This is a genomic window from Novosphingobium sp. (assembly GCF_027486195.1).
In the GTDB taxonomy this organism is placed as follows: domain Bacteria; phylum Pseudomonadota; class Alphaproteobacteria; order Sphingomonadales; family Sphingomonadaceae; genus Novosphingobium.
This window is the reverse complement of record NZ_JAIXPP010000074.1, coordinates 32033-56947: the sequence shown is the minus strand read 5'-3', so window position 1 is coordinate 56947 and position 24915 is coordinate 32033. Positions and strand designations below refer to the sequence as shown.

General features: G+C 66.5%; 29 protein-coding genes. 16 read left to right on the top strand and 13 right to left on the bottom strand.

Going from position 1 to position 24915, the window contains the following annotated elements; translation table 11 throughout:
• Window positions 1–103 precede the first annotated feature (103 nt).
• Window positions 104–1675: a Do family serine endopeptidase gene (locus Q0071_RS14505; RefSeq protein WP_298170962.1), complete on the top strand. Its 1572-nt coding sequence runs from the start codon at window positions 104–106 to the stop codon at window positions 1673–1675.
• A gap of 67 nt (window positions 1676–1742) precedes the next feature.
• Here the strand turns inward: Q0071_RS14505 and Q0071_RS14500 are convergent, their stop codons facing one another.
• Together Q0071_RS14500 and Q0071_RS14495 are read right to left on the bottom strand one after the other, a co-directional pair.
• Complete coding sequence (locus tag Q0071_RS14500) at window positions 1743–2117, bottom strand: limonene-1,2-epoxide hydrolase family protein (protein ID WP_298170870.1); 375 nt, start codon at window positions 2115–2117, stop codon at window positions 1743–1745.
• 66 nt (window positions 2118–2183) lie between these two features.
• Window positions 2184–3026 (bottom strand): helix-turn-helix transcriptional regulator, encoded by an 843-nt coding sequence (locus tag Q0071_RS14495; protein ID WP_298170868.1) that lies wholly within the window; start codon window positions 3024–3026, stop codon window positions 2184–2186.
• A gap of 108 nt (window positions 3027–3134) precedes the next feature.
• Here Q0071_RS14495 and Q0071_RS14490 point away from each other — a divergent pair, with 108 nt between their 5' ends.
• Window positions 3135–3566 (top strand): hypothetical protein, encoded by a 432-nt coding sequence (locus Q0071_RS14490; RefSeq protein ID WP_298170866.1) that lies wholly within the window; start codon window positions 3135–3137, stop codon window positions 3564–3566.
• Here the strand turns inward: Q0071_RS14490 and Q0071_RS14485 are convergent, their stop codons facing one another.
• From Q0071_RS14485 to Q0071_RS14460, 6 genes are all read right to left on the bottom strand, one after another.
• Entirely contained in the window at window positions 3567–5711 is a 2145-nt protein-coding gene (locus Q0071_RS14485; RefSeq protein ID WP_298170863.1) for a transglycosylase domain-containing protein, read from the bottom strand.
• Window positions 5712–5856: 145 nt separating this feature from the next.
• A complete protein-coding gene (gene msrB, locus Q0071_RS14480) occupies window positions 5857–6255 on the bottom strand; it encodes a peptide-methionine (R)-S-oxide reductase MsrB (protein WP_298170860.1) in 399 nt (132 codons plus the stop codon).
• Between the two features lie 111 nt (window positions 6256–6366).
• Window positions 6367–6816, bottom strand: a complete 450-nt coding sequence (locus tag Q0071_RS14475) for an NfeD family protein (RefSeq protein ID WP_298170857.1) — start codon at window positions 6814–6816, stop codon at window positions 6367–6369.
• 4 nt (window positions 6817–6820) lie between these two features.
• The gene (locus Q0071_RS14470; protein ID WP_298170958.1) at window positions 6821–7750 is read right to left on the bottom strand and encodes an SPFH domain-containing protein; all 930 of its coding nucleotides are present in this window, start codon (window positions 7748–7750) and stop codon (window positions 6821–6823) included.
• Window positions 7751–7854: 104 nt separating this feature from the next.
• Entirely contained in the window at window positions 7855–8550 is a 696-nt protein-coding gene (locus Q0071_RS14465) for a hypothetical protein (RefSeq protein ID WP_298170856.1), read from the bottom strand.
• A gap of 159 nt (window positions 8551–8709) precedes the next feature.
• Entirely contained in the window at window positions 8710–9060 is a 351-nt protein-coding gene (locus Q0071_RS14460; RefSeq protein ID WP_298170853.1) for a hypothetical protein, read from the bottom strand.
• Between the two features lie 238 nt (window positions 9061–9298).
• On the opposite strand from Q0071_RS14460, the gene Q0071_RS14455 reads away from it, so the two are divergent.
• Window positions 9299–9799: a helix-turn-helix domain-containing protein gene (locus Q0071_RS14455; protein ID WP_298170850.1), complete on the top strand. Its 501-nt coding sequence runs from the start codon at window positions 9299–9301 to the stop codon at window positions 9797–9799.
• Window positions 9800–9929: 130 nt separating this feature from the next.
• On the opposite strand, the gene Q0071_RS14450 is transcribed toward Q0071_RS14455, so the two are convergent.
• Window positions 9930–10277 (bottom strand): UrcA family protein, encoded by a 348-nt coding sequence (locus tag Q0071_RS14450; protein ID WP_298170847.1) that lies wholly within the window; start codon window positions 10275–10277, stop codon window positions 9930–9932.
• A gap of 286 nt (window positions 10278–10563) precedes the next feature.
• On the opposite strand from Q0071_RS14450, the gene Q0071_RS14445 reads away from it, so the two are divergent.
• The 5 genes from Q0071_RS14445 (at window position 10564) to Q0071_RS14425 (ending at window position 13499) form a co-directional block, all read left to right on the top strand.
• Entirely contained in the window at window positions 10564–10830 is a 267-nt protein-coding gene (locus tag Q0071_RS14445) for a hypothetical protein (protein WP_298170844.1), read from the top strand.
• A gap of 6 nt (window positions 10831–10836) precedes the next feature.
• Window positions 10837–11592: a metallophosphoesterase gene (locus Q0071_RS14440; protein ID WP_298170842.1), complete on the top strand. Its 756-nt coding sequence runs from the start codon at window positions 10837–10839 to the stop codon at window positions 11590–11592.
• Between the two features lie 437 nt (window positions 11593–12029).
• Window positions 12030–12662, top strand: coding sequence for a winged helix-turn-helix domain-containing protein (locus Q0071_RS14435; RefSeq protein WP_298170839.1), 633 nt, complete (start codon window positions 12030–12032; stop codon window positions 12660–12662).
• Window positions 12663–12921: 259 nt separating this feature from the next.
• On the top strand, window positions 12922–13179 hold the full coding sequence (gene infA / locus Q0071_RS14430; protein WP_298170836.1) for a translation initiation factor IF-1: 258 nt from the start codon (window positions 12922–12924) through the stop codon (window positions 13177–13179).
• 155 nt (window positions 13180–13334) lie between these two features.
• Window positions 13335–13499: a hypothetical protein gene (locus Q0071_RS14425; protein ID WP_298170833.1), complete on the top strand. Its 165-nt coding sequence runs from the start codon at window positions 13335–13337 to the stop codon at window positions 13497–13499.
• 87 nt (window positions 13500–13586) lie between these two features.
• Here the strand turns inward: Q0071_RS14425 and Q0071_RS14420 are convergent, their stop codons facing one another.
• The gene (locus Q0071_RS14420; RefSeq protein ID WP_298170830.1) at window positions 13587–14210 is read right to left on the bottom strand and encodes a cytochrome c family protein; all 624 of its coding nucleotides are present in this window, start codon (window positions 14208–14210) and stop codon (window positions 13587–13589) included.
• Window positions 14211–14400: 190 nt separating this feature from the next.
• On the opposite strand from Q0071_RS14420, the gene Q0071_RS14415 reads away from it, so the two are divergent.
• The 7 genes from Q0071_RS14415 to Q0071_RS14385 all read left to right on the top strand — a co-directional run bounded on the left by Q0071_RS14415 (window position 14401) and on the right by Q0071_RS14385 (window position 21598).
• Window positions 14401–15291 carry a prephenate dehydratase gene (locus Q0071_RS14415; protein ID WP_298170827.1) on the top strand — a complete coding sequence of 297 codons (891 nt, stop codon included), beginning with the start codon at window positions 14401–14403 and terminating at the stop codon, window positions 15289–15291.
• Window positions 15292–15371: 80 nt separating this feature from the next.
• Window positions 15372–16025: a hypothetical protein gene (locus Q0071_RS14410; RefSeq protein WP_298170824.1), complete on the top strand. Its 654-nt coding sequence runs from the start codon at window positions 15372–15374 to the stop codon at window positions 16023–16025.
• A complete protein-coding gene (locus Q0071_RS14405; protein WP_298170821.1) occupies window positions 16022–17326 on the top strand; it encodes a DUF4350 domain-containing protein in 1305 nt (434 codons plus the stop codon). The genes Q0071_RS14410 and Q0071_RS14405 overlap by 4 nt, the downstream gene beginning before the upstream one ends.
• A complete protein-coding gene (locus Q0071_RS14400) occupies window positions 17323–18279 on the top strand; it encodes a MoxR family ATPase (protein WP_298170818.1) in 957 nt (318 codons plus the stop codon). The genes Q0071_RS14405 and Q0071_RS14400 overlap by 4 nt, the downstream gene beginning before the upstream one ends.
• A gap of 3 nt (window positions 18280–18282) precedes the next feature.
• Entirely contained in the window at window positions 18283–19620 is a 1338-nt protein-coding gene (locus Q0071_RS14395) for a DUF58 domain-containing protein (RefSeq protein WP_298170812.1), read from the top strand.
• The gene (locus Q0071_RS14390) at window positions 19617–20696 is read left to right on the top strand and encodes a stage II sporulation protein M (protein WP_298170807.1); all 1080 of its coding nucleotides are present in this window, start codon (window positions 19617–19619) and stop codon (window positions 20694–20696) included. The genes Q0071_RS14395 and Q0071_RS14390 overlap by 4 nt, the downstream gene beginning before the upstream one ends.
• The gene (locus Q0071_RS14385; protein ID WP_298170804.1) at window positions 20696–21598 is read left to right on the top strand and encodes an RDD family protein; all 903 of its coding nucleotides are present in this window, start codon (window positions 20696–20698) and stop codon (window positions 21596–21598) included. The genes Q0071_RS14390 and Q0071_RS14385 overlap by 1 nt, the downstream gene beginning before the upstream one ends.
• A gap of 3 nt (window positions 21599–21601) precedes the next feature.
• Here Q0071_RS14385 and Q0071_RS14380 read toward each other — a convergent pair whose 3' ends face one another.
• On the bottom strand, window positions 21602–22552 hold the full coding sequence (locus Q0071_RS14380) for an isoaspartyl peptidase/L-asparaginase family protein (RefSeq protein ID WP_298170801.1): 951 nt from the start codon (window positions 22550–22552) through the stop codon (window positions 21602–21604).
• 46 nt (window positions 22553–22598) lie between these two features.
• On the opposite strand from Q0071_RS14380, the gene Q0071_RS14375 reads away from it, so the two are divergent.
• A complete protein-coding gene (locus tag Q0071_RS14375; protein ID WP_298170798.1) occupies window positions 22599–23075 on the top strand; it encodes a GNAT family N-acetyltransferase in 477 nt (158 codons plus the stop codon).
• A 57-nt stretch (window positions 23076–23132) separates the two neighbouring features.
• Here the strand turns inward: Q0071_RS14375 and Q0071_RS14370 are convergent, their stop codons facing one another.
• Together Q0071_RS14370 and Q0071_RS14365 are read right to left on the bottom strand one after the other, a co-directional pair.
• The gene (locus Q0071_RS14370) at window positions 23133–24065 is read right to left on the bottom strand and encodes an electron transfer flavoprotein subunit alpha/FixB family protein (RefSeq protein WP_298170795.1); all 933 of its coding nucleotides are present in this window, start codon (window positions 24063–24065) and stop codon (window positions 23133–23135) included.
• Window positions 24065–24811 carry an electron transfer flavoprotein subunit beta/FixA family protein gene (locus tag Q0071_RS14365; protein WP_298170793.1) on the bottom strand — a complete coding sequence of 249 codons (747 nt, stop codon included), beginning with the start codon at window positions 24809–24811 and terminating at the stop codon, window positions 24065–24067. Before Q0071_RS14365 ends, Q0071_RS14370 begins: the two co-directional genes overlap by 1 nt.
• Window positions 24812–24915: the final 104 nt, after the last annotated feature.

Here is a 24915-nt window from a genome sequence, read left to right as displayed (position 1 = left end):
AACATGTTATTCAATCCCGGTTCAGGCGCTCGGATGTGAAAGCGGCATGCGCGGAATCGGAACCGGGGACCAAGTGCGCGGGATCCCGCCCTCCGCCGCTGAGATGAAGAGGAATTGCCACGTGCGATACGCTTACGGAGTGACTACAGCGCTGCTCCTCGCTGGCAGCGCGCTGACCCTGACGACGGGTTTCCCGGCCGGAGCCCAGGTTGCGCAGAACGATTCGGCCCAGATGCAGTCGGTCGTCCCGCGCGGCGGTGCCCCGGCCAGCTTTGCCGATCTCACCCAGCAGCTCCAGCCGGCGGTGGTCAACATCTCGACCCGCCAGCGTGTGAAGGTGCAGAACAACAACCCCTTTGCCGGCACCCCGTTCAGCGATCTGTTCGGCGGGGGACAGGGCGGTGGCGGCGGCCAGCCGCAGACGCGTGAGGCGCAGTCGCTCGGCTCGGGCTTCCTCGTTTCGGCTGATGGCTACGTCGTCACCAACAATCACGTGATCACCGCCGAAGGCCAGGGCGAGATCGAATCGATCACCGTCACCATGACCGACGGAACGGACTATCCGGCCAAGCTCGTCGGCCGCGATGCCGCATCCGATCTGGCCGTGCTCAAGATCACCGGCACCAAGCCGTTCCCGTTCGTGAAGTTCGGCGATTCGCGCCACGCCCGCGTGGGGGACTGGATCATCGCGATCGGCAATCCGTTCGGCCTTGGCGGCACGGTCACCAGCGGCATCATCTCGGCGGTCTATCGCAACACCGGTTCGGGTTCGGCCTATGACCGTTACCTGCAGACCGACGCCTCGATCAACCGGGGCAACTCGGGCGGGCCGATGTTCGACATGGCCGGCAACGTCATCGGCATCAACAACGCGATCTTCTCGCCCACCGGCGGCAGTGTCGGCATCGGCTTCGCCATTCCGGCCGAAATCGCGGCCCCGATCGTCGAGAAGCTGCGCAATGGCCAGGCCATCGAGCGCGGCTACCTCGGCGTGCGTATCCAGCAGCTCTCCGACGACCTCGCCGCCAGCCTTGGCCTTGCCAAGAATCGCGGCGAGTTCATCCAGTCGGTCGAACCCGGACAGGGCGCGGCCAAGGCCGGCATGCAGCCCGGCGACGTGGTCGTGCGCGTTGATAGCAAGGACGTGACGCCGGACCAGACCCTGTCGTTCATCGTTGCCAACACCGCGCCCGGCAAGCGCATCCCGATCGACCTCATCCGCAACGGCCAGCGCCTGACGGTGCAGGCCATCGTCGGCAAGCGGCCGAGCGAGGAAGAGCTCGCCCAGCAGACCTTCGATCCCGATGCGCAGCAGGGCGATGATAACGGCTTCGGCGGCGGCGCCGCCAAGCCGAGCAAGCCTGCAGGCCCGGTCGTGCAGCAGGCACTGGGCATCGCGGCGATCCCGATCACTCCGCAGATCGCCCGCCAGCTTGGCGCGAGCGAGGACACCAAGGGCGTGGTCATCACGGCAGTCGACGATTCGGCGGACGCGGCGGCCAAGGGCCTGCAGCGCGGCGACATCGTGCTTTCGGCCAACTACAAGCCGGTCGCTACCGCTGCCGATCTCGAAGCCGTGGTGCGCCAGGCCAAGACCGAGAACCGCGAGGCCGTGTTGCTGCGCATCCAGCGTCGCGGCCAGCCCGCGATCTACCTGCCGATCCGCATCCGCTGACAGGCAACCTGCGCACAGAAAAGGGGCTGGCGGACAGGCGTCCACCAGCCCCTTTTCGTATCCGCGTTCAGCCGGTGGGCCACTGCGACATGATCGTCGCCGCGTCGAAATAGTCGCGCCAGTAGGTGATCTTGCCCTCGTGGACTTCGTAGACGCCGGTCACCGGCAGCTCGACCCATTTGTCTGCAAGGCGGTGCCGGTCCAGCCGCTCCAGCATGACGACCGGGCCGGCGGCGAGCTCGCGCAGGATCACGAACGCGTTCTCCAGCGTCGGCGCGAAGAACGGCTCCAGCACCGCGCGCATGCCGGCAGGCCCGGTCACCGTGCCGATGGGCGGCGGGTTGGTGTATTCGCAGGTCTCGGCCACGTACTGGAGCGCCGTATCGTAATCGAGCGGCTCCATCGCCTTCATGAAGGCCTTGATTGTCTCGAGTGGGGTCATGGGTTCTCTCCTTGTCCTAGATGAGACCATGAACCGGCCAGGGAAGGCTGCCAATTACGCGGGAGGTTATTGCAGGAGGTATTCGCCCTGCGCGGGCGGTAGCGGCAGGTTGCGGAATAGCGCTTCGGTCTCGGCGTCGGCGGGAAACAGCGTCTCGATCCGCAGTTCGTCGGTCGTCACATCCTGCGCCGTGCCGAAAGTGGCGATCACCGCGAACAGGGCGATCCGCTGATCGCCCACCGCCAGCTTGAACGGCACCACGGGCAGCAGTGCGCTGTCCATCGCGGACCACAGCACCTCGGGCTCCTGAAACGGCGCGAGTTCATCGAGCACGGCCAGCATGTCGGCGCCGCCCAGCGCATGCGCCTCGCGCGTCGCGCGCTGCCACAGCAGGGGGCCGACTGCCGCCCAGTTCGTCACCAGCGAACGGATGCCCTGCGGGTGGAAGAACAGGCGCATGAGATTGCGCTCGCCCCCTGCTTCCGCGCCCGCCACACGCTCCCAGATATCGGCGCCGAGCAGCGCAGTGAGCGCGTCGAACGGCCGATTGGCGATCAGCACGTTCCATGCCCGGTCGAGCGCCAGCGCCGGGTAAGGCTCGTGCGCGCCGAGCATCATGCGCACCGCGCCCATGACCTGCGCCATCTGCGGATCATCCAGCGTGCGCGCGGCGTAGAGCGGCGCGAAGCCCGCCGCCGTGAGCCACAGGTTGCGTGTCCGCAGCGGAACGTCGAGCGCCTCGCTCAGTTGCAGGATCATCGCCCGGCTGGGATTGGACCGTGCGGATTCAAGGAAGCTGATATGGCGCTGCGAAACGCCCGAAGTCAGCGCGAGGTCGAGCTGCGACCAGCGCCGTTTCTGCCGCCACTCCCGCAACAGGCGCGCGAATCCATCAAGGCACATATCCATGCGCGCTAGTGTCGCAGCCCGGCGGGGCCGCTTCAATAACCCCGGAGGTAATTGATTTGCCGCTGCCACCTCTGCCACCAGACCGCCAGATACGAGGAGATCATCTGCATGAGCCCTTTCTGGCAAGCCTGGTTCCAGTTCTGGCTGGTTTCGATGGTGCTGTTCGCGCTGCTTGTGGCGGGCGGCGCGCTACCCGCCACCGATGCGCCGCTGCGAATGGGGCTGGCGCTGATCAGCATGGGGCCGCCGACCGATCTCACCCCCGCCGGCCGGTTCATGATCGGGGTCCTCGGCGGCGTGTTCCTGGGCTGGATGGTGATGCTCTGGCTGGTCATCCGGCAGGCCATCACGATGGGGCCCGCCGGGCAGCCGCTGTGGCAGGCCGCCACGATCGGCATGCTGGCGTGGTATGCGCTCGACAGCACGCTTTCGGTGCTGACCGGCTTCGGTCTCAATGTCGTGCCCAACACCTTGGCGCTGGCCATGTTCCTGATCGGCATCGCGGGGAGCAAGGCGCTCGCCCCCGACGCGAGAGGGTGATCAGTTCGGCTTGGGGGTGGCGACTGGCTTCGGCCGGGGACGCGGCGCCGGATCAGCCTGCTTGCCGGTGGCGCGGCTGAGGAAATCGTCTCCGGCAGCTGGCGGGCCTTCGGGCACCGGAACGCCCTGCTCACCGCCCGGCAAGGCGCCATCGGCCACCGGCGGCTTGGGCTGGGTCCCCGGCTCGATGATGTTGCCATCGGGATCGGCATAGAAATAGCCATCCGGATTGGCCTGCATCACCTCGTCATCGGGCTCCAGCTGCCACTGCGGCATCTTGAGATCGGTATCGAACTTCTCGGGCGGGCGCTTGGCGGTAGCGATCTTCATGTAGGCGGCAAAGGCGCGCGCGGGCGCGGTGCCGCCCTGCAGCCCGGGCACCGGATGCGCATCGTCGCGGCCCATCCACACGCCGGTGGTGATCCCGCTCGAGAAGCCGAGGAACCAGCCGTCCTTGTTAGAACTCGTCGTGCCGGTCTTGCCTGCGACCGGGCGCCCGATCTGCGCGGCGCGGCCGGTGCCGATGCTCACGGCAGACTGCAGCAGGTCGGTGATCCCCGCCGCCACGAAGTTGGGCACCAGTTGCTGCGCCGGATCAGGCCGATGGCTGTAGAGCACTTCACCCTCGGTCGAGGTGATCTTGCGAATGCCGTAAGGCGTCACTGCCGTGCCCTTGGCCTGCACTGCGGCGAAGGCGCGCACCATGTCGATCACGCGCACGTCGGACGAGCCCAGCACCATCGAGGGCAGCGTGTTGATCGGCGTGGTGATGCCGAAGCGGCGCGCCATGTTGGCTACTGCGCCGAAGCCAACTTCGTTGCCGAGTTGCGCTGCCACAGTATTCTTCGAATAAGCAAAGGCGCTGCGCACATCGATCTCGCCGGCATAGGTTCCGCCCGAATTGCGCGGGCTCCAGCCGTCGATCGTCACCGGCTCGTCCTTGACCTTGGCATCCGGGGTGTACCCGGCTTCCAGTGCGGCGAGGTAGACGAACAGCTTCCAAGCCGAACCCGGCTGGCGCACCGCGTTGACTGCGCGGTTGTAGTTCGAGGTCACGTAGTCGGTGCCGCCGACCATCGCCAGCACCGCCCCGTCGCGGTCAAGGCTGACAAGCGCCCCCTGTGCGCCCTTGGGCACGTTTGCCTGGATCGAATCGGTCGCCGCATGCTGCGCGGCAGGATCGAGCGTGGTCCACACCTCGATTGGCTGGTCGTTGTCGGGCAGCAGCAGATCGAGCTGCGGCAGCACCCAGTCGGTGAAGTAGCGCGCCGAATTCTGGCCCTGCTCCTCGGCAAGCTTGACCGTCTTGAAATCGGTCGCAGCCGCTTCTGCCGGGGTGATCTTGCCGGCTTCCTGCATTGTCTGCACGACGACCTTGGCGCGGCCGACGGCTGCTGCGGCATCGGCGGTGGGCGAATAGTGCGAGGGCGCCTTGACGAGGCCGGCAATGATCGCCGCTTCGGCGAGGCTCAGCTGCTCGCCCGAGTGGCCGAAGAACTTGCGCGCGGCGGAATCGACGCCATAGGCGCCGCCGCCGAAATAGACCTTGTTGAGGTAAAGCTCGAGCACCTGATCCTTGGTGAACTTCTGCTCGATCGCCATGGCCAGCAGCGCCTCGCGGATCTTGCGATCGAAGGTGCGGCTGTTGTTGAGGAAGATGTTGCGCGCCAACTGCTGCGTGATCGTCGAGCCGCCCTGCCGCCAGTGCCCGCTCTGGATGCGCACCACGACCGAGCGGATGATGCCGATGGGATCAACGCCCCAGTGGTCGCGGAAGCGCCGGTCTTCGACCGAGATCATCGCGTCCTTCAGCGTCTGCGGAATGCGCTCATAGGGCACCCAGCGCCCATAGCTCGGCCCGAGCGTGACGATCTCGGACCCGTCACTCGCGCGGACCACGATGGTCTGCCCGGTCTGGGTCGATTTCATCCGCTCGTAGCTCGGCAGCGAACGCTCGGTGACGAAGACCGCCACAGCCAGCGCCATCGCGCCCAGCAGGGTCAGTGCCGTGCCCCAGATGAGCAGGCGGCGCAGCCAGCGGCGGAGGAACGAAGGCTCCTGCGGATCGCGCTGCCGCCGTGAGGAGGAGCGCTCCGGTTCGGAGCGGCCCTGCTTCGAGCGGTTGGGGGAATCCCGTCTGGCCATCAGCTTTGCGTCAGCTCCCTCATGCAGCCCGGCCCCTCGTTGCGGCGGGCATGCGTCCTCGCGGCGCGTGATGCATAGGCGATTCGGAACACAGGGTTAACCCGGAAGGTGCGATTGCACCGGGGACAATCCGAATGCGGCCTTTTCAGTCTTCGGGCGTGAATTCGAGCGAGGCGCTGTTCATGCAATAGCGTAGACCGGTCGGCCCGGGGCCATCGGGGAAGACATGGCCGAGATGCCCATCGCAGCGCGCACAGCGCACTTCGGTGCGGATCATGCCGTGGCTCACGTCGCGGTGCTCGTCGACCGCCTCGGGATCGACCGGCGCGGTGAAGCTCGGCCAGCCCGAGCCGCTGTCATACTTGGTGCCGGATTCGAACAGCGGCGCGCCGCAGCCGGCACAGTGATACTGGCCGGTGAGCTTGTTCTTCTCGTACTTGCCGGTGAAGGCCCGCTCGGTGCCGCCCTGGCGCAGGACCTGGTACTGCTCGGGCGAAAGCCGCGCGCGCCACTCGGCGTCGGTCAGGTTCATCTTGTCGGGCATGGATCGGATCGTCCTGTCTCGGGGAGGAAAACGGGGTTTGAGGCGAATATGGGAACCGCCTGCGCAGTCGGCAAGCGGGCCATCAAGGCATGTGCCCTGCACCGGGCACGATCAGTGCAGATGTTCGACCAGCAGCACGGTGCCATCGGCCCCGGTCACCCGCATCCGTGTGCCGGGCTGCGCATCGGGTCCGCGTGCCAGCCATTCGGTATCCCCGTGGCGCACGCGTCCGCTGCCGCCCTCGATCACATGGGTGACGACCACGCTCTGGCCGATGATCTGCCCGCCCCGGTCGTTGAGCATAGGATCGGCGCTAGCAACCGGATGGCGCAGCACCCAGCGCCGCCCTGCCGCCAGCGCAAGCGCGCAGAGTACCGCGAACAGGATGATCTCGGCCTCGATCCCCACCGGCATCACCGCAGCGACCAAGCCGGTCAGGAGCGCTGCCGCTGCCAGCCAGATCAGGAAATAGCCCGGCGCCACGATCTCGGCGATGGCCAGCGCCACGCCCAGCGCCATCCAACCCCAGTGAAGGCCGAAAAGGTCGGTCAGCGCGGCCACTGGTTCAGCCCTGCACCGGCGGCGGAGGCGGCGCGACGCGCGGCACGCGCGGTCCGGCTGGCGGTTGCGGCGGCGATCCCGGCTTGCCCACCGCATCGCTGATCAGATCGCCGATCCCGCCCAGCGCACCGACAAGCTGCGTCGCCTCGATCGGGAACAGGATCGTCTTGGCATTGGGCGAAGTGGCGAATTCCTTCACCGCCTCGACGTATTTCTGCGCAACGAAGTAGTTGAGCGCCTGCGTGCCGGACGAGGCGATCGCGTCAGAAACCACCGCGGTCGCCCGCGCCTCAGCCTCGGCAGAGCGCTCGCGCGCTTCTGCATCGCGGAAAGCGGCTTCCTTGCGCCCCTCCGCTTCGAGGATCTGCGCCTGCTTCTGCCCCTCGGCCTTGAGGATTTCCGATGCGCGCGATCCTTCCGCCTCGAGGATCTGCGCGCGCTTCTCGCGCTCGGCCTTCATCTGGCGGGCCATCGCGTTGGAAATGTCGGCCGGCGGGCGGATGTCCTTGATCTCGACCCGCGTGATCTTGAGGCCCCAGGGCGAGGTCGCATGATCCACTACGTTGAGCAGCCGCGCGTTGATCTCGTCGCGCTTCGAGAGGGTCTCGTCGAGGTCCATCGAACCCATCACCGTGCGCAGGTTCGTCGTCGTCAGTTGCATGATCGCGACATAGAGGTTGGAAACCTCGTAAGCCGCCTTGCCCGCATCGAGCACCTGGAAGAACACGATCGCATCGACGCCGACCATCGCGTTGTCGCGGGTGATGATTTCCTGGCCCGGAATGTCGAGCACCTGCTCCATCATGTTCACCTTGTGACCGACCCGGTCGATGAACGGCACGATGAAGTGCAAGCCCGGCTGGGCGGCAAGCGAATAGCGGCCCAGCCGCTCGATCGTGTAGACATGGCCCTGCCGGACCACCCGGATCCCCATGGCCAGATAGACCACCGCAAGCCCCACGATCAGGATCAGCACCGCTTCCACGCCATGTCCCCCAAGCTTGTCTGTGCTGCGCAACCTATCGCAAACGCAGCGCTTTAGTAGTGCGATTTCGCATCCGGCGCACCGAGATCGTAGCAATGCGCGATGTCGTAATTGTCCACGCCGCCAGGCCGGTCGGCGGCCTCTTGTCGGATCGCATCGCGTGCCGCCTCGATGGCCGCATCAGCGCCGTCGCCGCTTTTGCCGCCGGCGATGAAGCCATTGCGCGCGCGCGCGGTCAGCACTTGCGTCAGGGTCTGGAGATCGCGTGCCGCCGCGCTATCCGGCCCTTTGGCATGCTCTTCTTCCCACGCCAGCGTGAGGATTGCGGCGCATTGCGCAAGGTCCGGCGTCTGCAGGGGCGGCACAGCGGCATCAAGCCGGGCAAGGCAGGGCCCCACTTCGGCCGCCAGCTCGCGATCCGGATCGGCGGCGGCGCGGCGCTGCATCCCGGTCACTTCAGCCACCAGCAGATCGCGCACGGCGGCCTGCGTCATCCCACCCTGCTCCACCGCCCGCGCACCCACATCGGCGAAGAAGCGCTTGCCGCGCACTGCCATCGGCGGCAGCGCGAGGGCCGCCGCACTCCCGCGCGCCTGTTCGGAGGCGGCAATTGCGAAAGCTGCAGCGCAATGCAGGTCGGCCCGCAGCGCCGTGTCGGGCGCAGCCGCTGTGGTGGGCGGTGCAGCCGCCAGCGGCGCGGTGACGAGCGCGAGGATCAGCGCGGCGGCGGAAATGAAACGCAGCATCATCCGCAACATAGGGACAGGCCCGCCAGCCGTCAGCCACTAATCAGCCGGACACAAAAAAACGGCTGCGGACAGTCCAGGGAGACTGTGCCGCAGCCGTGTAAGGGGCGCGCTTCAGGGTGTGGGTAGAAGGCGCGCTGAAGAGACGGGTAATGGGTCGGTTCAGGCCTTGGGCGTGTTGCAGCGGGCCATGTCTTCCGTGGCCAGTTCGCCCTTGGGCGTGGCAAAGCGGTTGATCGTGCCGACCTTTGCGGCCAGCTTGGTGCAGACGACCACCGGGCGGGCAGTGTCCTGACCTGCCGAGCAGGTGTCACCAGCGCAGTTCCACAGCACATCGCCCAGCATGAGCTTGGCAGGCTTGGCGACTGGCGCGGCGAGCGTCACCGAGTAATAGGCATTGCTGTCGGCAGCGCGGGCCGGGGTTGCTGTCACCGCGAAGCTGGCGGCGGTGCCGACGAGCGCGAGAAAGGCCGGAAGCAGCTGGCGGACTGCGCTGTTGCGGATGGCGTTCATGTTACGTCCCCTTGGTCTGTCAGAGTCTGGTTGAACCCCCGTGATTGACAGGGGCCTGCTCGGAAACTGCTGGGGTGGTGGTCCGGACAGCCATTTGCCCAGTTCGGGCAAGGCTGATCCGGACCGCCGGGTGGAGAGGATGCGATTTCCGTTGCGAATCGATACCTACTTCAATAGGTTTCGAGTTGCAACTAGAAACTTACATTGCCCTGCAGAATGAGGTATGTCACAAAGCGTCATGGGAAAACTTCGCGAATCCCTCGCCGATCTCGCCGTCTGTGGCCTCCCCTGTGCTCTGGAGGCGATGGGTGAACGATGGTCCTTCATGATCTTGAGGGCCGCCTTTAACGGGGTGTGCCACTTCGAGGAGTTCCTCGATTCGCTCGGGATCGCCCGCAACATTCTCTCCAACCGGCTCTCCCGGCTGGTTGAAGCGGGCATCCTCAAGCGCGAGCATTGCGCGGATGACCGGCGCCGCATCGAATACCGGCTGACGCCCAAGGGCATGGACTTGCTCCCCGCCATGCTGGCGCTGCGCCAGTGGGGCGAAAAGTGGGAAATGAACGTGCCCGCCAATCCCGTGCTGTGCGATGCCCGCGACGGGATGCCGATCCTGCCCATTACCATCCGTGCGCACGATGATCGCGTGCTGGGAGGCGCCGATCTGCTGTGGCGCGAATGGTCGGAAATCGAAGCGGCCCGGATAGAGGCTGACTTGCGCCTGCGCGCCGCAACCTGATCCAAAAAAGCGGGCCGCCGCCAGAACCGGTCCCGGGGGCAGGATCCTTGGTTTGGCAGCGACCCGTAACGTCGGCAGCGGCTGGGACTGGATGCCGGCTGCATCATACGTTTGGCAGAACCGATATCGTTCAGCGTGCAGCGACCTTCACGGTGCTGGAGTGTGCGCCGCGATCCGCCATGGCGCGCTGCGCGGACTGGATCGCATTGCGATAGCAGCGGCGCGATTCCATCGCTTCGGCGAGCGGGTGCGGACCAGCGTTGTTCTCGCAGACGGCCGCGGCAGCGCGGCGCAGGCGGGCGTCGAACTTCGATTGGCCTGCCGCGGTCGAGAGATCGAGATCGGCGTATTTCACCATCCGGTGCTGCACGAGCACTTCGGGATTGGCCGAAGTCTGCGCGGGCGACTGGGCCAGAGCGGGTTGGGCGGCAAGCACCAGGCCGGCAAGGCCAGTTGCGATCAGAGCGTTCTTGAACATGGCAGTTTCCTTAGCTTGGGTTGCAATGGTTGCCTTGCCGCTGCGGGCGGTTTGGCGGGGAGCGGTGGTTGGGCTGGCCGGTCCGTGTCTGGGAGCCTTGCCACCGCCGCATGACAATTCTGCTAGGTGATTCGGGTGAGCGGCGCGCGGCACGGTCGACCGAGCCTTCCATCATGCCGACAAACCGTCTGCGCGCCCGACCAACCGCCGATATCGCTCCACGAGCGACACATGCGCTGCTCCGCCGCGTGACAGGACGGTGCTGGCCGCCTATCCTGCGCTCCGAATGGCGATTCTGATTATCTTCCTGCTCGGCGTCGGCAATTTCGCATTGCACCGGGCGATCATGGACAGCGGCCATCCCCTGCTCGACCAGTTGCCCTGGTTCTATCACGCGCTCAGCAGCCGCCTGTCGCTCGTCGTGGAGTTCCTGATGCTGCTCGGCGGGCTGCTGCTGGCCTCGGAGGGACATGCGTGGGGCGCGCTGGCCTATCTTGCCTACAGCCTGCTCAATGCCATTTCAGCGTGGCTGATCCTCTCCGGCAAGGTTTAGGCGGCCATGATCCGGTTGTTCCACCTCAGCGACGTACATTTCGGGCTGGAGGATACGGCCGCCCTCGCCTGGGTGGCGGATTGCGTGGCGCGCGAGCGGCCCGATGCGGTCGCGATCACCGGCGATCTGACCATGCGGGCACGCCACCGCGAATTCGCCGCCGCAGCGGATTGGATTCGCGGCTTGGGCGTTCCCGTCACGGTCGAAGTGGGCAACCACGACCTGCCCTATTTCAACCTCGCCGAGCGCTTCCTCGATCCCTATCGCCGCTTTCGCGCACTGCAGGGCGCAGTGAACCACGGCATCTCGTTACCCGGTGTCGCCATCGTCCCGCTCAAGACAACCGCGCGCGCGCAGCTGCGGCTCAACTGGTCCAAGGGTCGGGTCGCCAGACGCAGCCTTGAAGCCTGCCTCGGCGCCATCGATGCCCTGCCTTCCGGCACCCGAGCGATTGTCGCCTGCCATCACCCGCTGGTCGAGACGGGAACGCGTGGCAAGGCCCTCACCCGGGGCGGCACCAGCGCGCTTTCGGCCCTGGCGAAGCGCGGCGTGCTCGCGGTGATCTCCGGCCACGTGCATGATGCTTTCGATATCCTGCACCCCACCGCGTACGGCCCTGTGCGCATGATCGGCGCTGGCACCCTCTCGCAGCGCCTGCGCGCAACGCCCGCCGGCTTCAACGAGCTGATTGTTGATGAAGGTGGTCTCACCGTGCGGGCACGCCATGATCAGCCCGTGACAACTACGGGTTTAGACTTATAATTAAAGTTATAGTCTGATACATTCAGTTTGGCCGTGTTGAAACCGAGTCTCTTCACCTCGGCGAAGCCAGAACTTTACCGGACCCTGCGCCTTTAGCCTGAAAGTGCCTGTTTTTCCGGCACCAAACGGTGTTGCTGCATTAACACGTCGCAGTGCTGCAACAGCAACCTTGTAACGCTTATCATAAGGTCAAGCTGAGGAGCTGGCGTTCGAAGCGCCGCGCGCTGACTCAGTAACCCCGCAAAACCTCACCGATCAACCCATCACTATGGACATATATGACATCCTATAGTTCGATAGGGCCATGGCCAGCGCCCCACACTGGCCGTTCGATCGCCACGCTCATGCAGTTGGAGGCATCATTGCCCAGTCTTGCCTCCCTCTCCGATGATCGGCCTTCCATGCAGCTCGCCTCCTGCCAAATCCGCTACCTGACAATGAACGACCTGCACCGCGAAGTCCGCGATGTGTGGTTGCACAGCGCGTTCGATACGATCGAGCAGCACACCTTCGTCGATCTCGATACCCGCTTTCTTTCGATTGCCGAACAGGACTACGAAACGCTGATCATCGGCGGCAACGATCCGGTGCGCGCAGCGCGGTTCCTGCGGATCAATCGCCCGATCCTTGCGCGCAAGGTCAAGATCGCGCTGATGCACGGCAGTCTTGCGGGCAAGCGCGCAAAGGCGCTCAACGCCGGCTTTGACGATGTGTTCGACAGCGCCAGGATGAGCCCGGAAGAAGCCACAGCGCGCTGCGGTGCGATCCTTTCGCGCTATCGGGCAGCGGCGCACCAGGCGCGTGCCGAGCAGGAACTGGCGAGTTCGCTGGAGCGCATCGCGCACCTCCACCTCCTCGGCAAACGCGAGCGCCAGTTGCTCACGCTTCTCGCCAATCGGCTTGGCGAGCCGGTCTCGCACTACAAGCTCCGCACCGAGCTCAGCCATGGCAACGACGAGATGTCGTACAACTATCTCAAAGTGCTCGCCTCGAACCTGCGCGCAAAGCTCAAAGCGCCCTACGTGCTCGTGCCGGGCGGGCAGGGCTCCTACAAGATCACCAGCCTTTAGAAGGCCTTGGCAAAAGCGCCGCCGGGCTGTCATTGACAATCCGGCGGCCGCAGCCCATATAAGCCTCGCTATCGTCGCCTGCGACGGATTATCACGCACCGGATCTTGCAGCCGGGCCGAATTCTCCCCTCTCACGCCACCAGCACCGGTTGCATCGTCTGTAGCCGCGTATTCTGTTTTCGTGAAAGGGGCCCTTATGCCCGCTACCAGTCCTCGTCTTTCTCCCGCTGCTCCTGCTCATCAGAAGGGCAACTGAGCCATGGCGAAAGAAGACGTGATGACCCTCGACGGCCAGATCGACGAGATCCTGCCAGACGGCCGCTTCGGCGTCATGCTCGAGAACGAACACCGCATCATCGCCTATACGGCGGGGAAGATGCGCAAGTTTCGCATCCGCTCGATCGTGGGAGACCGCGTGAAGGTGGAAATGACACCCTACGACCTGACCAAGGGCCGTATCGTGTTTCGCGAGAAGGTCGCCAGCAGCGGCGGTGGCGCGTTCAAGAAGCGGCGCTGACACTCCGCTTCAGACCCGCGGCCGATCCGGCGCATTGGCGCGCGATGGCCTCGCATACTCTCAATATATCGGCGCGCCCTGCGCGCCGGGCAACCTATCGGCGCGTTCTGCGCGCCAGACAACACATCGGCGCGCCGTGTGCGCCAGGGATTTTCATGACACCGATTTTGAACACAACGCACGCCTACACCATCAGCCACAGCTTCCTGCCCGCCCACAGGGTTTCCCGGATGGACCGCAAGGCAGCGCCGACCAGGCGCACTTCGCCCGTACTGACAGCGCAGGAACTGCAGAAGCTCGTCCGCCAAATGGTCGACTGACCGCCGGTCCGACGCAGACACGAAAAAGGCCCCTCTGGCCGCGCGGGAATGCGCTGCCGGAGGGGCCTTTTTCGTTGCAGCCTGATCTTACTTGGCGGCTTCGCTCGCCTCGGGCGCAGCAGCGCTGGCGTCCGCTGCCGGAGCGCTGGCATCGCCAGCCGGTGCCGCTGCGGCTTCGGCGGCGGGAAGCGGCAGATTGCTGCCCTGCGAGTTGAGGTACAAAATCACGTCGGCACGCTGCTGCGGATCGCCGATCCCGGCGAACGACATCTTGGTGCCGGTCGCGTACTTGGCGGGCGAGGTCAGCCATTCATCGAGGCTGGCGAAGTCCCATTTGCCGCCCTTGGCCTTGAGCGCATCGGAGAAAGCATAGCCGCCGCGACCGGCCGCCTGGGCTTCACCCACCACGCCCCAGAGATTCGGGCCGATGCCGTTGGCCCCGCCCTGCGCGATCGTGTGGCAAGCCTTGCACTTGGCAAAAGTGGCTTCGCCCTTGGCGACATCGCCCTTGGCAAGGCGGTTCGCGATCGGTTCGGCAGCCGCCGCACCAGCGCCGGCTTCGGCTTCGACGCCCTCGATCACATAGCCCATCTTTTCGGGGCGATGGTCCTTGTCGGCCAGGAAGTAGTGACCCGAAAGGCTCGAAAGCCCCAGTGCAACGATGCCGCCGAACAAGGTCCAACCGGCAATGGTATTGAAACGATCGTCCATTCCGAGCCCCATATGGAGTTTGCACGGCCCGCGTGCCGCGTGAATTTTCGCCGCCGCTCTAGTCACGCCCCCGCGCGCGCGCAAGAGCGATTGCAATAGGTTGGAACACAAGAATCGCATGCGTCCATGATCTTGGAAGCTGCAGAAGCGCCTTGCCGCGCCCATCGCGGGGCCTTAAGCGCCTCGGTCGATGGCCAGTTACCCCGCCCCCGCCGCCCGCCTCGTTGCTGAAATGACCGAGGCCGCCGCCGCCGATCCGGCGCGCACGGTTGCGTTTCAGGGCGCGCCGGGTGCCAATTCGCACCGCGCCGCGCTTGAAGCGCTGCCGCACTGCCTGCCGCTGCCGTGCTTCTCGTTCGAGGATGCGCTCGAGGCGGTGAGGGACGGCCGCGCCGGCCAGGCGATCATCCCGATCGAGAATTCGCAACACGGTCGTGTCGCCGATATCCACTTTCTCCTGCCCGAAAGCGGCCTGTCGATCGTCGGCGAGCACTTCATGCCGATCCACGCCTGCCTGATGGGCCTCGGCACCGGGCCCTTCACCAGCGCCTACAGCCACCCGCAGGCCCTTGGCCAGTCGCGCCACTACCTGCGGACACGGGGCATCGTGCCGATGTCTCATGCCGATACGGCGGGCGCTGCCGCCTACGTCGCCGAACTAGGCGATCCCGCCATCGCCGCCATAGCCCCGCGCATCGCTGCCGAACTCTATGGCCTCACGCTCGTCGAGGAAAACATCGAGGACGCGCACGACAACATGACCCGTTTCGTCATGCTGGCGCGCGAGCCGCTTGAACTCGGCACGATCACCGGTCCTGCGATCACCACCTTCATCTTCGAAGTACGCAACATCCCCGCCGCGCTCTACAAGGCGCTGGGCGGCTTCGCGACCAACGGCGTCAACATGACCAAGTTGGAAAGCTACCAGCGCGGCGCGAGCTTTTCCGCCACCGCCTTCTTCGCCGATATCGTTGGCGCGCCGGGCGAACCGCCGGTCGATCGTGCGTTCGAAGAGCTCACCTTCTTCGCCAAGGATCTGCGCATTCTCGGCACCTATCCGCTGGAACGCGTGCGCGGCTGACGTCCCGATCCGGGATCGAACACCAGACCGGCGCGATAATCGCTTGCTCCCGGCGGGCAGGGCATGCGACGACTTGTGCCGTGGCAGGAGCACCGGGACCGGACAGCGCCAATGCAGGCGAACGCGCCTGGGAAGCTGCACGCGCGATGCGCGAGATCCAGTACGCCCCGCTGCCGACCAACAAGATCCCCAAGAGCGAGCCGCCCGAATGGCTCGAGGCGCTCTTCCGCTTCCTCGGCAAGCTGATCGAGCCGCTGGGCCGCTGGCTTGGCGCGGGTTGGAGCGCTGTCGAGGTCGTGCTGGTGCTGCTTGCCGTGATCGGCGCGGCGTGGATCGGCTGGACGCTCTTCCAGCGCTGGCGGCTCACCCTTGCGCTTGCCGCACCGGTCGCCGCCAAGCCGGTGATCGACCGCGCAGCCGCGCTTGCTCTGCTCGAAGATGCCGATGCGCTGGCAGCCCAGGGCCGGTTTGACGAGGCGGTCCATCTCCTGCTCCAGCGCAGCGTTCATCACATCGCAGCCGCCCGGCCCGATTGGCTTTCCCCCTCCAGCACTGCGCGCGAGATCGGCCTGATCCCCGGCCTGCCTGCGGCCGCGCGGCAGGCCTTCACGCTCATCGCGCGCGAGGTGGAGCGCAGCCTCTATGCCCTGCGTGCGTTGGTGGCGGATGATTGGCACCGCGCCCGCGAAGCCTATGCCGCCTTCGCGTTGCAGAATCTGGAGGCAGGCCGGTGAAGGATGCCACCTTCGGCCGGGGCACCACACTGGGCGTGGTGCTGATCGGCGCTCTCGCCTTCGTCACCGTGCTCTATTGGCTCGGAACCGGCGGCGGGGCGACGAACAACGGCGGCGGGCATGCCGCGGGGCGCGGGCTGAATGGCTATGCCGGCCTTGCCGCGATGCTCGAGGCGGACGACATCACCGTCCACCGCGCGCGCAGCAAGGACGCGATCCGGCAGCCCGGCCTGCTCGTGCTGACGCCGCCGGCCGAGGCCAAGGGCAGCGATATCGCCGAGATCATCGCCGCGCGGCGCACGATCGGCCCGACGCTTGTCGTAACCCCCAAGTGGATGACCTACCCCGACTTCACGAGCCCGCTGACGCGGCGCGGCTGGACGCGGATCGACGGAACCCGCCCGCCCGAATGGAAGGGCTATCACGACGATGTCAGCCTCGATTTCGTGCCCGGCGCGGCACACGGGTGGACCGGCTCCGGCGCGTTCTCCGCGCTGCATGGCCGCCTGCCTGATGACCGCAAGGTGCAGTCCGGCACCGGCCCCGGCCTCGAAGCGCTGGTGGAAACGCCGGGCGGGCGCGTCCTTGCCGGCTATCTCAGCGGGGATGGCAGCAACCCCGCGCTGGAGCGCTGGATCGGCATGGAGCGTCATGCCGACGGCGATCCGGACGAAGCGGACGCCAGCAACGATTTTACCCGTAGCTTCCCGGTGGTGCTGGTGTTCGAGCCCGACCTGCTCGACAACTGGGGCCTCGCGGACAAGCAGACCGGCCTCCTTGCCCGCCGCCTGATCTTCGCCGCTGCCGGTGGCCGCCCGAACGAAGTGACCTTCGATCTCACGCTCAATGGCCTCGGCGCGAGCCGCAACCTCCTCACGCTTGCCTTCGAGCCGCCGTTCCTCGCCGCCACGCTGTGCTTCCTGATGGCGCTGCTGGCAGCCGGCTGGCGCAGCTTCAACCGCTTCGGGCCGGCACGCGTGGCCGGGCGCGAGATCCCGCTCGGCAAGACCGTGCTGGTGCGCAACACGGCTGGCCTGATTCGCCGCGCCGGACGGCTGCGCCTGATCGCCGGGCCCTATGGCGATGCCGCGCGCGAACGGCTGGTCCTTGCACTCGGCCTGCCGCGCGGCCGCCCGCCGGAGGAAACCGATGCGGCGATCGATCGCTTGCAAGCCCGCCTCGATACGACCGGACCGCGCTGGTCCGAACTTGCCGCACGCCTGCGCGCGGCCCGCCGCAGCACCGACGTGGTGCAGCGCGCGGCTGCCCTGCAACGCCTTGAAAGGGACCTGACCGAATGACTCTCGAAGACGTCCGCGCTCTGGCCGCCACTATCCGCGCCGAAGTGGCCAAGGCCGTGGTGGGGCAGGACAGCGTCGTCGATCACCTGCTGATCGCGCTGCTGGCCGGTGGCCACGTGCTGCTAGAAGGGCCGCCGGGCACCGCCAAGACCTTGCTTGCGCAGACCTTTGCCACCACTCTGGGGCTCGATTTCGGGCGTATCCAGTTCACGCCGGATCTCATGCCCGGCGATATCCTCGGCTCCAACCTGTTCAACTTCCAGACCAGCCAGTTCACCCTCACGCGCGGTCCGATCTTCCACGAACTGCTGCTGGGCGACGAGATCAACCGCACCCCGCCCAAGACGCAGGCCGCGCTGCTTGAAGCGATGCAGGAACGCCGCGTCACGCTCGATGGCGAGACTTATGCGCTGTCAGACCGTTTCATGGTCGTCGCCACGCAGAACCCGATCGAGAGCCAGGGCGTCTATCCGCTCCCCGAAGCGCAGCTCGATCGCTTTCTGTTCAAGCTGCTCGTCGATTACCCCAGCGCCGAGGAAGAAGCCCAGATCGTCACCCGTTACGGCGCCGGGCGCGGCGCGCCTAGCCCGGCGGCGCTGGGGGTGAGCGCGGTCACCGCAGGTGATGCGATCGGTCAGGCGGTCGCCGCCGTTACCACCGTCACGATGTCGGAAACCGTGGTCGATTACATTGTCCGCCTTGTTCGGGCGACGCGTGAGAGCGCCGATCTTGCCGCCGGGGCCAGCCCGCGTGCAGCGGTGGTCCTCGCTGGTGCCGCCCGCGCCCGCGCCGCGCTCGACGGGCGCGATTATGTCATCCCCGATGACGTGAAGGCCCTCGCCATCGCCGTGCTGCGCCACCGCATGCTGCTCAGCCCCGCTGCCGAGATCGAGGGCCGCGCCGCCGAGAGCATTGTCGCGGATCTCATCCAGCGCACCGAAGCGCCGAGATAGCCCTTGGCGCTGCGCTGGCCCTTCCCGGTATTCTACCCTTCGGCGCGCACGGCGGTGCTGCTTGCGCTCGCGGCGCCGCTGGCCGTGGTGCTCGCCGCCGCCGCGCCGCAGGCATGGATCGCCGCGCCCGCGCTTGGCGGCGCGCTGCTCGTGATGGTCCTACTCGATGCCTTGCTGGCTCCTGCGCTAGTGGACCTGCGTGTTATCGTGCCGCAGGATGGCGAAGTGGGCGAACCGCTGCGCCTCACCGTGCTCGCCGATTTTCGCATCGATGTGCCGCGCGCCGCGCCGATGGCCGCGCTGGCGCTCGACCCTCGGCTTGCCCCCGGTGGACGGCTGGTGGCGCCGCTCCGGCGTGACGGCGGCGTGTGGAGCGCCGAGATCGAAACCACACCCACCCGGCGCGGCACCGGGCGAGTCGACGCGGTGTGGCTGCGCTGGGATGGCCCGCTCGGCCTCGCCTCGCGCCAGGTCCGCCGCGAACTTGATGCCGCGATCCGCATCCGCCCCAATATCGCCCCGGTGCGCAGCCCTGCGCTGCAACTGTTTCTGCGCGATGCCCAGTTCGGCATGGTTGCTCGTCGCATCCGGGGTGAGGGCACCGAGTTCGAGGCGCTCGCCGAATATGAGGCGGGCATGGACCGCCGCCGCATCGACTGGAAGTCTTCCGCGCGCCACGCCCGGCTCTTCGCCAAGGAGTATGAGACCGAGCGCAACAACCAGATCGTCTTCGCCTTCGATTGCGGGCAAACGATGTGCGAACCCATCGCCGGCCTTCCCCGTATCGACCGCGCCGTCACCGCCGCGCTCACCACCGCATGGATCGCGTTGGGCGCGCAGGATCGGGTCGCGGTCTATGGCTTTGCCCAGCGGCCGCAGGTCCTCAGCCCCTTCGTCACTGCCCCGCGCGATTTTGCCCGCCTGCAGGAAGCCGCTGCCGCGCTCGACTACAGCGCCGAGCAGCCCAACTTCACCCTCGCGCTCTCCACGCTCGCCGCGCGGCTGCGGCGGCGCTCCCTGATCGTGGTTTTCTCCGAATTCACCGATCCCACCAGCGCCGAACTCATGATCGAATCGATGCGCCGTCTGGTCGAGCGACACCGTGTCATCTTCGTTGTCATGGCCGATGCCGAACTGGCCGAGTTTGTCAGTGCGCCGGTCCGCAGCGCGCAGGATGCGGCAATGGCCGTCACCGCCACCACCTTGCAGCACCAGCGCACGCTAGTGCTCCAGCGCCTGCGCCGTGCGGGCATTCTCGTGGTCGAAGCGCCCCACCAGCATATCGGCAATCGCCTGCTCGATGCCTATCTCGCGGTAAAGCGCGCGGGGAGCCTCGGATGAACGAGCCCGCAAACGCCTCTCTCCTCGGCAGGCTCGGTGGCTGGTTCAGTCCCGCCGCCAGCGCGGACATCGCTGCCGCGACAAGCGCCGCGCTGCGCTCGGACCGCTTCCGGCTCGAGCGCGAGGGCGAATGGAAGCGGCTCGAAGCCATCGTCTCGCGCATCGAGCGCGGGCGGCTGCGCGGTGTCTCGGATGAAGACCTCCTCGCGCTCCCCGCGCTCTATCGCACCGCCGTCTCCAGCCTCGCCGTTGCGCGCGAAACCTCACTCGATGCCGAAACGCTGCTCTGGCTTGAAGGGTTGACCCGCCGCGCGTGGTTCATCGTCTATGGCCCGCGCGCAGGGCTGGGCGATTGGCTGCTGCGCTTCTTCGGCGGCGGCTGGGGGGCCAGCGTACGCGCGCTGCGCAGCGAGATCCTGATCGCGCTGGCGCTGATGGTGGCCGGCACGATCGTCGGCTGGCTGCTCGTCGCCAGCGATCCCGATTGGTACTACGCGCTGATCCCCGGCGGCATGGCCGATGCCCGCGTCCCGGGCGCGAGCCGTGCGGTGCTCCTGCGCACCTTGTTCGGCCAGCAGGACCAGCACGGCCTCGCCGTGTTTGCCGCTGCGCTGTTTTCCAACAACGCACAAGTCGCGATCCTCGCCTTCGCGCTTGGCTTCGCGTTCGGCCTGCCCTCCGCGCTGCTGCTGATCCAGAACACCACGATGCTGGGCGCGCTGCTCTGGCTCTATCACGGGCAGGGCCTGACTCTGGAAATCATCGGCTGGCTTTCGGTCCATGGGACGACCGAGCTCTACGCGATCCTGCTGGCCGGTGCGGCGGGGCTTCATATCGGCCGCGCGATGGCCTTTCCCGGCGAAGCGTCCGTGCTCGATGCCGCCGCTGCCGCCGGGCGGCGCAGCGCACAGGTCATGGTCGGCGTGGTCCTGATGCTGATCGTCGCGGGCCTGCTCGAGGGTTTCGCCCGCCAACTGATCGACAACACCGCCGGCCGCCTCATCGTCGGCACTTTCATGCTGGTGCTCTGGACTGTCTATTTCTTCGTCTGGCGCGGCGCGGGGAAATCGGCCTGATGGCGCGCCGCCAGCCCCGCAACCGCAATCGCACGGTGATAACGCCCGAAGGCGTTGCGCTCCCTCTCGTGCTCGCCTCGCGCGGTTCGCGGGCCGCAGCGCTGTTCATCGATCTCATCCTGATCGTCACCGCGATGACCGTCACCACGCTTACGCTGATCTGGATTGCTGGCGGCGTCGGCATCAAGATCGGCGAAGTCGACGCGGATGGCCCCAAATCGCGCGCCGTGCAGGCGCTGGCGATCGTGTGGATCATCGCGATGTTCCTGTTCCGCAATGCCTGGTTCCTGTTCTTCGAACTCGGCCCGCGCGGCGCGACGCCGGGCAAGCGCGTGACCGGTATCCGCATCGCCGCCCGCGGCACCGAGCGGCTGACCACTGAAGCCGTAATCGCCCGCAATATCGTGCGCGATATCGAGCTGTTCATGCCGATCGTGTTTATCAGCAGCGCCATCGCGTCGGGCAGCGATACCGACGTCGCCGGCTGGGCGGGCGCCATCTGGTGCGCGATCTTCCTGCTGTTCCCGTTCTTCAACCGCGATTCCCTGCGCTGCGGCGATGTGATCGCCGGCACCTGGGTGGTCGAGGCGCAGAACCGCAAGCTGGGCCAGGCACTCTCGGTCAGCGCACCGGCCGCGGCCGCCGATCAGGCGTTCACGTTCACCTCCGCAGAACTCGCGGTCTATGGCGAGTACGAACTCCAGACGCTCGAACGGGTGCTGCGCGAGGACAAGGGTTCGGCGCTCGACGATGTCGCCGATGCGATCAGCCGCAAGATCGGACGCCCCTACCCCTACCGCGCCGAACGGGTCTTCCTCGAATCCTACTATATCCAGCTCCGCGCCCAGCTGGAGCAGGGCCTGCGCCTTGGCCGCCGCAAGGCGGACAAGTACGCCGCCTAGGACCTACTCTCCGCCGAAGATGCCCAATTCGCGCAGGCCCGCGCTATCGGCCCGCCCGCGAAACATGCCCGGCGTGGTGAAAGCAAACCCGGTCTCGCCGCCCGGCGTGGCATAGATCACGCCGCCAACCCCGCCCATCGCGCCAACTTCGCCGAGCACGGCCTCGGTCGCCGCCTGCGGACCTTCGCCGCCGAGCCGCATCCGCGCGCAAATCTCGTGCGCCACGGCTGCGCGGATGAACTGTTCGCCCGAACCGGTGCAGCTGATTGCGGCCGCCCGGTCATCGGCATAGGTCCCTGCACCGATGAGCGGCGAATCCCCGATCCGCCCCCAGCGCTTGCCAGTGAGGCCGCCGGTCGAAGTCGCCGCCGCGACATGCCCGCTCGCGTCCACCGCCACCGCGCCCACCGTGCCGTACTTGAGCCCCGCATCGAACCAGCCGAGCTTCTTCGCCTTGAGCTCCTGCAACTGCTGCCAGCGCGCCTCGGTGGCGAACCAGTCCGGATCGACCTGCGGCACGCCCTGCTCGCGCGCAAACTCTTCGGCCCCCGCGCCGCTCAGAAACACGTGCGGGCTCTTATCCATAACCGCGCGCGCCAGCTGCACCGGATTGCGCGTATGCGTCACCCCGCAGACTGCGCCCGCGCCCCGCGTAGCGCCCTCCATCACTGCAGCATCAAGCTCGTTGGTGCCGTGGTATGTGAACACCGCCCCGCGACCCGCGTTGAAGTGCGGATCATCCTCCAGCGCCGAAACCGCCGCGCAGACCGCATCCAGCGCGGTGCCACCGGAGGCGAGCACATCGCGCCCGGCATCGAGCGCCACGCCCAGCGCCGCTTCGTGCGCGGCGACGCCTGCGGCATCCATCGTCTCGGGCGTCATCGCTCCGGCCCCGCCATGAATGGCGATGGCCCAGTGGCTTTTGCCAGCCTCAGTTTTGCTTGTATCAGTCATGCCCAGCGCGATAGCAGATCAGACCGGCAAGGCCAGCGGGGGGCGCATGATCGAAGGTCTGGAGATCACCGAAGACGACCTCTCGGGCGCGGACGTACAGGCGCTGGTGGCCTACCACCTCGGCGGGATGCACGCCGAAAGCCCCGCCTGCAAAGTCCACGCCTTGCCGCTCGACAAGCTGCGCCAGCCCGGCGTCACCTTCTACACCGCCCGCATCCACGGCACGCTCGCGGCCATGGGTGCGATCAAGCATCTCGACGAAACCCACGGCGAACTCAAATCAATGCGCGCCGCGCCGGAATGGCGGGGGAAGGGCGTGGGTGAGGCGATGCTGGTGCATCTGCTCGGAGTGGCGAGGGCACGCGGCTATTCGCGCGTGAGTTTGGAGACAGGGCGAACCGAGGCCTTTGCACCTGCGGTGGCGCTGTACCGGAAGTATGGCTTCCAGGAATGCGGAGCCTTCGCGGAGTATGTGGTGGATGAATTCAGCTGGTGCCTATCGCTGGCGCTCTCACCGGCCTGAAAACGAAAAAGGCCCCGCCGGAGCAGGGCCTTCTTGTACTCAACGCAAACCGTCTGCTCAGAGCTTGCCGGTCAGTTCCGGCACCAGCGTGAACAGATCGCCGACGAGGCCAATGTCCGCGACCTGGAAGATCGGGGCGTCCTCGTCCTTGTTGATGGCGATGATGGTCTTCGAATCCTTCATGCCAGCCAGATGCTGGATCGCGCCCGAGATGCCGACCGCGATGTAGACTTCCGGCGCCACGATCTTGCCGGTCTGGCCGACCTGGTAGTCGTTGGGCACATAGCCTGCGTCCACCGCCGCGCGCGATGCGCCCACACCGGCGCCGAGCTTGTCGGCCAGCGGGATGATCACACTCTGGAAGGTTTCCGCGTCCTTCAGCGCGCGGCCACCCGAGACGATGATCTTGGCCGAGGTCAGTTCCGGACGCTCGCTCTTGGCGATTTCCGAGCCGAGGAAGCTCGACGTGCCGGCATCGCCCGCGGCACCAACGGCTTCCACAGCCGCCGAACCGCCAGTGGCGTCCGCCTTGGCAAAGGCCGTGCCGCGCACGGTGACAACCAGCTTGGCATCGGTCGATTCGACCGTCGCGATGGCGTTGCCGGCGTAGATCGGGCGGGTGAAGGTCTTGGGGCCTTCGACCGAAAGGATGTCGGAGACCTGCATCACATCGAGAAGCGCGGCGACACGCGGTGCGATGTTCTTGCCGGTGGTCGTGGCGGGCGCGACGAACACGTCGTAATCGGCCATCAGGCCAGCGACGAGAGGTGCGACGTTTTCGGCGAGCGCATGGGCATAAGCCGCGTCATCGGCCTTGAGCACCTTGCTCACACCGGCGATCTGCGCGGCAGCGGCGGCCGCGGCATCACAGCCCGAACCAGCGACCAGCGCAGTGACTTCACCGATCTGTGCGGCAGCGGTGACGACGGCGAGCGTGGCGTCCTTGACCGAGGCGTTGTCGTGTTCGACCCAAACGAGTGTCTTGGACATCAGGCGACTCCCATTTCCTTGAGCTTGGCAACCAGCGCATCGACGTCAGGCACCTTGATGCCCGCGCTGCGCACCGGCGGTTCGGTGACCTTGAGCGTCTTGAGACGCGGCGCGATATCGACGCCGTAATCTTCCGGCGTCTTGCTCGCGAGCGGCTTCGACTTCGCCTTCATGATGTTCGGCAGCGAGGCGTAGCGCGGCTCGTTGAGGCGCAGGTCGGTGGTGACGATCGCGGGCAGCGCCAGCTTCACCGTCTCCAGACCGCCGTCGATCTCACGCTTCACGACGATGCTGTCACCCTCGACCGCAACTTCGTTGGCAAACGTGCCCTGCGGACGGCCGAGCAGCGCGGCGACCATCTGGCCAACCTGGTTGGCGTCGTCATCGATCGCCTGCTTGCCGGTGATGATCAGGCCCGGCTGTTCCTCGTCGGCAATCGCCTTGATGATCTTGGCCACCGCCAGCGGCTCGACTTCGGTTTCGCTGACCACGAGGATCGCGCGGTCCGCACCCATGGCGAGCGCGGTGCGCAGCGTTTCCTGCGCCTTGGCCGGGCCGACCGAAACCGCCACGATCTCGGTGACCACGCCCTTTTCCTTGAGGCGAATGGCTTCCTCGACCGCGATCTCGTCGAACGGGTTCATGCTCATCTTGACGTTGGCAAGGTCGACACCCGTGCCATCCGCCTTCACGCGCGGCTTCACGTTGTAGTCGATCACCCGCTTTACGCAGACCAGGGCTTTCATCGTGTCAGGCCTTTCTTGAACTTGTGGCGCGCGCATAATTGGCGCTTACGTAAACGTCAACCTCACCCCATTGCCCATGCAGGAAAGTGAGCAAGGGCATCAGG

Excerpts from the sequence above, each read along its gene's own strand:
- Q0071_RS14420 (WP_298170830.1), bottom strand. The coding sequence starts at position 14,210 with ATGGACGATCGTTTCAATACCATTGCCGGTTGGACCTTGTTCGGCGGC.
- Q0071_RS14400 (WP_298170818.1), top strand. The coding sequence starts at position 17,323 with ATGACTCTCGAAGACGTCCGCGCTCTGGCCGCCACTATCCGCGCCGAA.
- Q0071_RS14365 (WP_298170793.1), bottom strand. The coding sequence starts at position 24,811 with ATGAAAGCCCTGGTCTGCGTAAAGCGGGTGATCGACTACAACGTGAAG.
- Q0071_RS14490 (WP_298170866.1), top strand. The coding sequence starts at position 3,135 with ATGAGCCCTTTCTGGCAAGCCTGGTTCCAGTTCTGGCTGGTTTCGATG.
- Q0071_RS14505 (WP_298170962.1), top strand. The coding sequence starts at position 104 with ATGAAGAGGAATTGCCACGTGCGATACGCTTACGGAGTGACTACAGCG.
- Q0071_RS14470 (WP_298170958.1), bottom strand. The coding sequence starts at position 7,750 with ATGGGGATCCGGGTGGTCCGGCAGGGCCATGTCTACACGATCGAGCGG.
- Q0071_RS14380 (WP_298170801.1), bottom strand. The coding sequence starts at position 22,552 with ATGACTGATACAAGCAAAACTGAGGCTGGCAAAAGCCACTGGGCCATC.
- Q0071_RS14370 (WP_298170795.1), bottom strand. The coding sequence starts at position 24,065 with ATGTCCAAGACACTCGTTTGGGTCGAACACGACAACGCCTCGGTCAAG.
- Q0071_RS14385 (WP_298170804.1), top strand. The coding sequence starts at position 20,696 with ATGGCGCGCCGCCAGCCCCGCAACCGCAATCGCACGGTGATAACGCCC.
- Q0071_RS14495 (WP_298170868.1), bottom strand. The coding sequence starts at position 3,026 with ATGGATATGTGCCTTGATGGATTCGCGCGCCTGTTGCGGGAGTGGCGG.
- infA (WP_298170836.1), top strand. The coding sequence starts at position 12,922 with ATGGCGAAAGAAGACGTGATGACCCTCGACGGCCAGATCGACGAGATC.
- Q0071_RS14390 (WP_298170807.1), top strand. The coding sequence starts at position 19,617 with ATGAACGAGCCCGCAAACGCCTCTCTCCTCGGCAGGCTCGGTGGCTGG.
- Q0071_RS14460 (WP_298170853.1), bottom strand. The coding sequence starts at position 9,060 with ATGAACGCCATCCGCAACAGCGCAGTCCGCCAGCTGCTTCCGGCCTTT.
- Q0071_RS14500 (WP_298170870.1), bottom strand. The coding sequence starts at position 2,117 with ATGACCCCACTCGAGACAATCAAGGCCTTCATGAAGGCGATGGAGCCG.
- Q0071_RS14415 (WP_298170827.1), top strand. The coding sequence starts at position 14,401 with ATGGCCAGTTACCCCGCCCCCGCCGCCCGCCTCGTTGCTGAAATGACC.
- Q0071_RS14425 (WP_298170833.1), top strand. The coding sequence starts at position 13,335 with ATGACACCGATTTTGAACACAACGCACGCCTACACCATCAGCCACAGC.
- Q0071_RS14455 (WP_298170850.1), top strand. The coding sequence starts at position 9,299 with ATGGGAAAACTTCGCGAATCCCTCGCCGATCTCGCCGTCTGTGGCCTC.
- Q0071_RS14465 (WP_298170856.1), bottom strand. The coding sequence starts at position 8,550 with ATGATGCTGCGTTTCATTTCCGCCGCCGCGCTGATCCTCGCGCTCGTC.
- Q0071_RS14435 (WP_298170839.1), top strand. The coding sequence starts at position 12,030 with ATGAACGACCTGCACCGCGAAGTCCGCGATGTGTGGTTGCACAGCGCG.
- Q0071_RS14450 (WP_298170847.1), bottom strand. The coding sequence starts at position 10,277 with ATGTTCAAGAACGCTCTGATCGCAACTGGCCTTGCCGGCCTGGTGCTT.
- Q0071_RS14485 (WP_298170863.1), bottom strand. The coding sequence starts at position 5,711 with ATGGCCAGACGGGATTCCCCCAACCGCTCGAAGCAGGGCCGCTCCGAA.
- msrB (WP_298170860.1), bottom strand. The coding sequence starts at position 6,255 with ATGCCCGACAAGATGAACCTGACCGACGCCGAGTGGCGCGCGCGGCTT.
- Q0071_RS14445 (WP_298170844.1), top strand. The coding sequence starts at position 10,564 with ATGGCGATTCTGATTATCTTCCTGCTCGGCGTCGGCAATTTCGCATTG.
- Q0071_RS14440 (WP_298170842.1), top strand. The coding sequence starts at position 10,837 with ATGATCCGGTTGTTCCACCTCAGCGACGTACATTTCGGGCTGGAGGAT.
- Q0071_RS14375 (WP_298170798.1), top strand. The coding sequence starts at position 22,599 with ATGATCGAAGGTCTGGAGATCACCGAAGACGACCTCTCGGGCGCGGAC.